Raw genomic sequence first — 7,030 nt, 5'->3', positions numbered from 1 at the left:
CCTTTGCTTGTGGAATTTCTTGTCGAAATTCTCTCTGTTGGGCCCCCCACCCCAGCTTCTTTTGTTAGAAGAAACTGGTTTAGTCGATTTTTTTGTGCTATATTATTGTTGTTATATACTTGCAAATGCAACAATTTTATTAGGGGGTTGTTATGTGGAAGATATTTTAAGAGATATCGGTGTTATTGCCAGAGCACTGGATTCTATTAGCAATATTGAATTTAAAGAAATTGATCTTACTAAAGGGCAGTTTATTTATTTGACTAGAATATGTGAAAATCCTGGAATTATCCAAGAAAAATTAGCTGAAATGTTAAAAATTGATCGCACTACGGCTTCTAGAGCTATTAAAAATCTCGAAAAAAATCATATGATTGTAAAGAAAAATGATGCTACTAATAAAAAGAACAAATTGCTATTCCCAACCGAAAAGGGCAAATCACTTTATCCATTCATTATTAGAGAAAACAATCATTCAAATGCCGTTGCATTACAAGGCTTTTCCCAGAAAGAAATTACTGATTTATCACTGGCATTAAAAAGAGTAAAACAAAACATATCTGAAGATTGGTCCAAAGTAAAAAAGGGTTACAAAAGAAAGTATTAGTTAAGGGTGAGATTTAAAATGATCAGATCATGTACTATTGATGATGCAGTTCAATTACAAAAGATCGCTTATCAAACATTTGATGAAACGTTTAGATTTCAAAATAAAGAAGAGAATATTAATCAATATCTAGCTGAAAATTTCACTCATGATAAAGTCATCGATGAATTAAATAACCCCCATTCCTTTTTTTACTTTATTTATGATGAAGATAAATTGGCAGGATATTTAAAATTAAATATCAAAGATGCCCAAACTGAAACATACAATGACAACGATTTAGAGATTGAGCGTATATATATCTTAAGCACTTTTCAGCATAAAGGGCTAGGAAAAGCATTATTCAATCAAGCGTTAACATTAGCAAATCAACTTTCTTGTGACTCTATTTGGTTAGGTGTGTGGGAAAAAAATGATAACGCCATAACATTTTATAAAAACTTGGGATTTCATATAATTGATAGCCACATATTTTATATGGGAGACGAAAAACAAACAGATTATATTATGATGATGCATATATAAAGGAGAGAGTATCATGTATATTCCAAAGCACTACCAAATGAAAAATGATAACAATATTAAAAAATTTATGGAAGAACATAACTTTGTCACAATAGTTACCGTTGATAATCATATTCCTATTGCTACACATGTACCCGTAATGATTGAATACAACGAAGACACGATGTATTTATCCGGACATTTTGCAAAAAGCAACCCGCAATGGAAGACGATACAAGATAATTCAAATATACTAGTGATCTTTTCAGGTCCTCATAGTTATATTTCTTCAAGTTGGTACGAAGAAGAAGATGTACCAACATGGGATTATCAAAGTGTGCATGCTTACGGCACTGGTGCGCTATTAAACGAAGCTGAATTAACATATGCGTTAAAAAGTATGCTTAATAAATATGAAGCGCATCGCGAAAATGGTGCTACTTGGGATAAACTGTCTAATCAAACTTTAAAACAAATTAAAGGTGTCATAGGATTTAAAATCAAAGTAAACCGATTGGAAGCAGCATATAAATTAAGCCAAACTCGAAGTGAAAAGGAAAAAGAAAATATTATTTCTAAACTTAAACAAAGTAATGACAATGTACAAATTAACTTAGCCGATGAAATTGAAAACTATAAATAGAAGACATTCTATAATAATTTAAACATTTAACATATATTCGTTACCCCTTCAAAATCAGCATTCATAGCTCCATTTTGAAGGGGACATTTTATATCTAATAGCACATAAGCATTTGCTTATTTGACATATTTGACATATTTGACTTTAGACAATCATAAATACTGCTCCAAAATCCCCGTATACTATAATATTAATCAACAATAATTTTTACTACATAAAACTTTAACATTTATATTTTTTTATATCTATATACTAAGTTTAAATTACATATAAATTATAAAATTTTTGTTGACTTAGAAAACCTAATCATAGATACTAATCTTGATAATGATTATCATTGTCATACATCATGAAGGAGGCTCATTTAGTCAATGAATAAAGTTGTTAACATTATAGTTACTGCACTTGCTTGTATTGTCATTTTAGCAGGATGTAGTGGGAATTCTAATAAATCAACATCAGATCAGTCAGACAAGGACACAATGAAAATTAAACATGCGATGGGAACCACAGAAATTAAAGGTCAACCTAAACGTGTGGTTACATTATATCAAGGTGCCACTGATGTCGCTGTCTCTTTAGGTGTTAAGCCTGTAGGAGCTGTTGAATCATGGACACAAAAACCAAAATACAATTATTTAAAAAAGGCGTTAAAAGACACAACGATTGTTGGACAAGAACCTACGCCTAATTTAGAAGAAATTTCTAAACTAAAACCAGATTTGATTGTCGCTTCCAAAGTTCGAAATGAAAAGGTTTATGATCAATTATCTAAAATTGCGCCAACCATTTCGACTGATAATGTCTTTAAGTTTAAAGATACTACAAAGTTAATGGGTAAGGCTTTAGGAAAAGAACGTAAAGCAGATAAATTACTTAAAAAATATGATGATAAAGTCGCAGCATTTAAAAAGGATGCTGAGGCAAAATATAAAGACGCTTGGCCATTGTCTGCTTCAGTAGTCAACTTCCGTGCAGATCATACTAGAATATATGCTGGTGGTTACGCTGGTGAAATATTAAGTGATTTAGGATTTAAACGAAATAAAGCTTTACAAAAAGAAGTAGATAAAGGAAAAGACATTATTCAGCTAACATCAAAAGAAAGTATTCCATTAATGAAAGCGGACCATATCTTTGTGGTTCAGTCTGATCCTACCGCAAAAGATGCAGGGTTAGTTAAGAAAACAGAAGATGAATGGACGTCAAGTAAAGAATGGAAACATTTAACTGCAGTTAAAAATAACCAAGTATCAACCGACTTAGACGAAATCACTTGGAATTTAGCTGGTGGTTATCAATCTTCGTTAAAACTCATCGATGATTTATATGACAAACTCAATATTGATAAACAATCAAAGTAACTAAGGAGTTATTCAATGCTACTTAAACCAAAATATCAAATCGCACTTGCTGGTTTCTGCCTTGTTATAGTAGCTATCTCTAGTTTGATGATTGGAAACACGCTTGTATCACCTATGATGGTGATACAAGCGTTATTCAACTTTGATAGCGCGAATGAGCTACACCACATTGTTACTGGAACACGAACATCTAGAACAATCATTGCTTTGCTTACTGGTGCTGCACTAGCCGTAGCAGGTTTGTTGATGCAAGCACTCACACGTAACCCTATTGCCTCTCCAGGATTATTTGGTGTAAATGCGGGTGCAGTATTTTTTGTTATCTTGAGCATTACTTTTTTCCAGATTCAATCATTTAAAGTAATTATCGTTATTGCATTTCTAGGTGCCATTATTGTAACCATATTAGTTGTCACATTAGGAATGTTTAGACAGACTCAATTCTCACCACAACGTGTAATTCTAGCCGGTGCTGCAATATCTATGTTATTTACAGCGTTCACACAAGGCATTTTAATCATGAATGAAACAGATTTACAAGGCCTATTATTTTGGTTAAGTGGTTCTGTATCATTACGTAATATTTGGGATATGACATGGATTATTCCACTCATTTTAATACTTATACTTATCGCATTCAGTATGGGTGCGCATATTAATATCTTGATGACAAGTGACGATATCGCTACTGGTTTAGGACAAAATATTAGAGTAGTAAAATGGCTCATTATACTACTGATTAGTATGTTAGCAAGTATTTCCGTTGCTGTGGCTGGTTCAATTGCATTTATTGGCTTAATCGTCCCCAACATAAGTAAAAGACTATTGCCACCAAATTATAAATACCTCATACCATTTAATGCACTTGCTGGCGCGAATTTAATGCTCTTATCGGATATGATTGCACGAGTAATTATCCAACCGCTTGAACTACCCATCGGTGTTGTAACCGCTATAATGGGTGCAAGTGTATTAATTTATCTTATGCAGAAAGGACCACATCGCTTATGACAGAAAGGATTAAAAAGAAAGACTTTTATTACCTTATCATTGCGCTTATTTTCTTAATAGTAATTTCAGTTATTAGCATGATGGCTGGTTCCAGTTATATTTCTTTGCAACGCATTGTCATGTATTTTTTCAATCCAGCTGATAGTATTGATCAGTTTACGATAGAGGTATTGCGCTTGCCGCGAATCATATTAGCCATTTTAGCTGGTATGGCTCTCGGTATAAGTGGTTTAATACTGCAAAATGTGCTAAAGAATCCTATTGCCTCACCCGATATTATCGGCATTACAGGAGGTGCAAGCTTAGGAGCAGTCATATTTATTAACTTTTTTAATCAAATAAGTATACAGGTGCTCCCACTATTCGCAGTGACTGGAGGGATGATTGCAATGCTGGTTCTACTCATCTTTCAAAAGCACGGCCAAATTAAGCCAACAACATTAATTATTATTGGCATTTCTATGCAAACGCTCTGCATAGCATTAGTACAAGGCTTGCTTATAACGACCAAGCAACTATCAGCTGCTAAAGCTTACACATGGTTAGTGGGAAGTCTCTATGGCGCAACATTTAAAGATAGTATTGTTCTAGGTAGTGTCCTTATTGCGATTGTTCCACTGCTTCTGGTAATCATTCCTAAAATGAAAATATCCGCATTAACTGACCCTTTAGCTATTGGTTTAGGTTTACATGTACAGCGCATGAAACTAATGCAAATACTAATAGCTACGATATTAGTATCCATAGCCATTAGTCTAGTGGGAAATATTAGCTTCGTTGGATTAATTGCCCCACACATTGCTAAGACAATCGTTAAAGGCAGTTACGCTAGCAAATTGTTGATGTCAGGAATGTTAGGTGCCATCTCAATAGTCATTGCCGATTTAATTGGACGTACCTTATTCCTTCCAAAAGAAGTTCCTGCTGGTATATTTATAGCCGCTTTTGGTGCGCCATTCTTTATATATTTATTACTAACTGTTAAAAAATTATAAAAAAGTAGTCAACCTTCAGACATACCGCACGCTAAATTATAACTAAATGCATCGCCATGCATAGGTGTGTAACTTAGCTATAACTGCAAAGTATTTTGGCAAGACTTATGAAGAAACAAGACAGGCTGAAACTGTCCTCTAAGAAAGCAAGCCAACAATACGAAGCATTGTACTAAACCAAAGTACAACTTTTGGGGTGCACATCACTATGAATAAAAAAGAAGCACTCAGATGAGTTGAATTTAATTCATCTGAGTGTTACTTTTCTGAGATGTATGTCCCAGCCTGTTCTTTTTCAATGACTCGTGTCCCAAGATGATACTTTATAGCACAACACTTGCATTCACAATGCTTCTTAAGGTTGAATATATTGTAATGTCTCAGCTTGATTAGCATTGATTTTACGATATGAAATCACACCTAAGCCTTTGACATTGCTTTCTGAGATAATAATTGAACCATCGCTGTTTACTTTTTCGACAAACGCAACATGTCCATAATAGCGATCCGCATTAAGCTGCCCTGGTTTAAACGATACCGCTGTATGTTCTGATGGATGATTTGACACTTGATAGCCTTTATCACGAGCACGCACAGCCCAGTCTCCGCCATTACCCATTGATCCATCTACATAAAGATTAAATTGTTGCAAACGATTATAGACATACCAGGTACACTGCCCTTGTGGGTAAAAGTTTTTAGACTGACTGTCCATTTCTTTAAATGGCTTATAGTCACCTTGATTATCATCGTAAGACTTATTGAAAAATGCTTCATCTAAAATAGGCATTTCTTCTCCATCCAGTTCCGTTAGACGATATTGTTTAATAATACTATTTAACTTTTTATCGTAATCAGGATCCGTTGAATACGTACCTACTAAACTTTTTGTAGCATCTTCATATGTCATGCCAGGTGTCTTCCAACTACCTTGATAAATATTGTTATTCCCGTCGATACCATAACGAATTAACTTAGCATAATCTTCTAATGCTGCTTTAGTATCAGGATAATTGCGAAATGCTGCAGTTGTTTGATACATTTTACCTTCAGAATCTGCTTCTAATGTATTGAAGTTTGTAGTTTCTCCTTGATAAGCACCTTTCACGCCAAATAAATTGTTATGTGGCGCACTTGCAAGCGCACTATTACCAGAATCAGATTCTAATATGGCTTGTGCAATCATTACAGAAGCATACAAATGTTCCTTTTGTGCAACATGATGTGCATCTTCAGCAATGTTTTGTATAAATTCACGCGTGTCACTACTCTGAGCAACTTCATACTGTGTTTCAGCTTTATCATCATCAGTATCTGGCGCTTGCTGCAATATCGCTGTATCGCGATAACCATTTGTAGATGAATCTCCCTGCTTCGTCACAACTTGCGCTGCTCTCCTTTGAGATGACTCATTTTCACTCGTCTGAGGATTGTTAACTTGCTGATGTTGTGCCTTAGACGTCGTTAACTGCTTAGATTGTACATCGTTCGATTCTTCATCATGTTGCATACGTTGAATCAATGTTTCATCATCATGCTGAGATGCAACTGTTGACGTCTCATTAGGTGGTAATAAAGTTACTTTAGGTGGCTTATGCTGATTGACGCGTTGATGCGAGGCAACCACTTTAGGCAATGGTACTTCTTCTTCAATATCATTGATTGGTACTTCCGTTGATTCAATGTGCTTGTCTTTTGGGCTAAGATACGCATCCTCATCTTGCTTATGTACCTTTTTATTTTTATGTTGATGCACTTGCGTATCCATCGCATAGGAACTTAGTGGCGTACTTATCCATTGCGACAATGCAGTGACGGTAATTACACAAAATATTAATTTATTTCTGCTCACTTATTTACCTCCATCAATTCTCTATTCCCCAGTGCTGATTGCATGAATAAATTT

7 protein-coding genes are annotated in these 7,030 nt (G+C 34.6%); 6 read left to right on the top strand and 1 reads right to left on the bottom strand.

Annotated features, from left to right (window positions below; all coding sequences use genetic code 11):
* The first annotated feature begins 154 nt into the window (after positions 1 to 154).
* From HMPREF2864_RS07310 to HMPREF2864_RS07285, 6 genes are all read left to right on the top strand, one after another.
* Positions 155 to 607, top strand: a complete 453-nt coding sequence (locus HMPREF2864_RS07310; protein WP_002479128.1) for a MarR family winged helix-turn-helix transcriptional regulator — start codon at positions 155 to 157, stop codon at positions 605 to 607.
* Positions 608 to 625: 18 nt separating this feature from the next.
* Positions 626 to 1,132, top strand: coding sequence for a GNAT family N-acetyltransferase (locus tag HMPREF2864_RS07305; RefSeq protein ID WP_070545379.1), 507 nt, complete (start codon positions 626 to 628; stop codon positions 1,130 to 1,132).
* 13 nt (positions 1,133 to 1,145) lie between these two features.
* Positions 1,146 to 1,754, top strand: coding sequence for an FMN-binding negative transcriptional regulator (locus tag HMPREF2864_RS07300; RefSeq protein ID WP_070545380.1), 609 nt, complete (start codon positions 1,146 to 1,148; stop codon positions 1,752 to 1,754).
* Positions 1,755 to 2,125: 371 nt separating this feature from the next.
* Complete coding sequence (locus HMPREF2864_RS07295; protein WP_002460906.1) at positions 2,126 to 3,118, top strand: ABC transporter substrate-binding protein; 993 nt, start codon at positions 2,126 to 2,128, stop codon at positions 3,116 to 3,118.
* A 15-nt stretch (positions 3,119 to 3,133) separates the two neighbouring features.
* Complete coding sequence (locus HMPREF2864_RS07290; RefSeq protein WP_070545382.1) at positions 3,134 to 4,129, top strand: FecCD family ABC transporter permease; 996 nt, start codon at positions 3,134 to 3,136, stop codon at positions 4,127 to 4,129.
* Entirely contained in the window at positions 4,126 to 5,124 is a 999-nt protein-coding gene (locus HMPREF2864_RS07285) for a FecCD family ABC transporter permease (RefSeq protein WP_002479131.1), read from the top strand. Before HMPREF2864_RS07290 ends, HMPREF2864_RS07285 begins: the two co-directional genes overlap by 4 nt.
* Before the next feature lie 355 nt (positions 5,125 to 5,479).
* Here the strand turns inward: HMPREF2864_RS07285 and HMPREF2864_RS07280 are convergent, their stop codons facing one another.
* Entirely contained in the window at positions 5,480 to 6,976 is a 1,497-nt protein-coding gene (locus HMPREF2864_RS07280; protein ID WP_070545384.1) for a glucosaminidase domain-containing protein, read from the bottom strand.
* Between the last annotated feature and the right edge of the window lie 54 nt (positions 6,977 to 7,030).

It is taken from the genome of Staphylococcus sp. HMSC059F04 (assembly GCF_001812565.1).
GTDB lineage: Bacteria > Bacillota > Bacilli > Staphylococcales > Staphylococcaceae > Staphylococcus > Staphylococcus lugdunensis.
Note: the sequence above shows the minus strand (reverse complement) of the source record. Positions and strands in the feature narration are given on the sequence as shown.

What these genes read in the sequence shown, in the direction of transcription:
- HMPREF2864_RS07295 (WP_002460906.1), top strand. Translation starts at nt 2,126, where the DNA reads ATGAATAAAGTTGTTAACATTATAGTTACTGCACTTGCTTGTATTGTC.
- HMPREF2864_RS07305 (WP_070545379.1), top strand. Translation starts at nt 626, where the DNA reads ATGATCAGATCATGTACTATTGATGATGCAGTTCAATTACAAAAGATC.
- HMPREF2864_RS07300 (WP_070545380.1), top strand. Translation starts at nt 1,146, where the DNA reads ATGTATATTCCAAAGCACTACCAAATGAAAAATGATAACAATATTAAA.
- HMPREF2864_RS07285 (WP_002479131.1), top strand. Translation starts at nt 4,126, where the DNA reads ATGACAGAAAGGATTAAAAAGAAAGACTTTTATTACCTTATCATTGCG.
- HMPREF2864_RS07290 (WP_070545382.1), top strand. Translation starts at nt 3,134, where the DNA reads ATGCTACTTAAACCAAAATATCAAATCGCACTTGCTGGTTTCTGCCTT.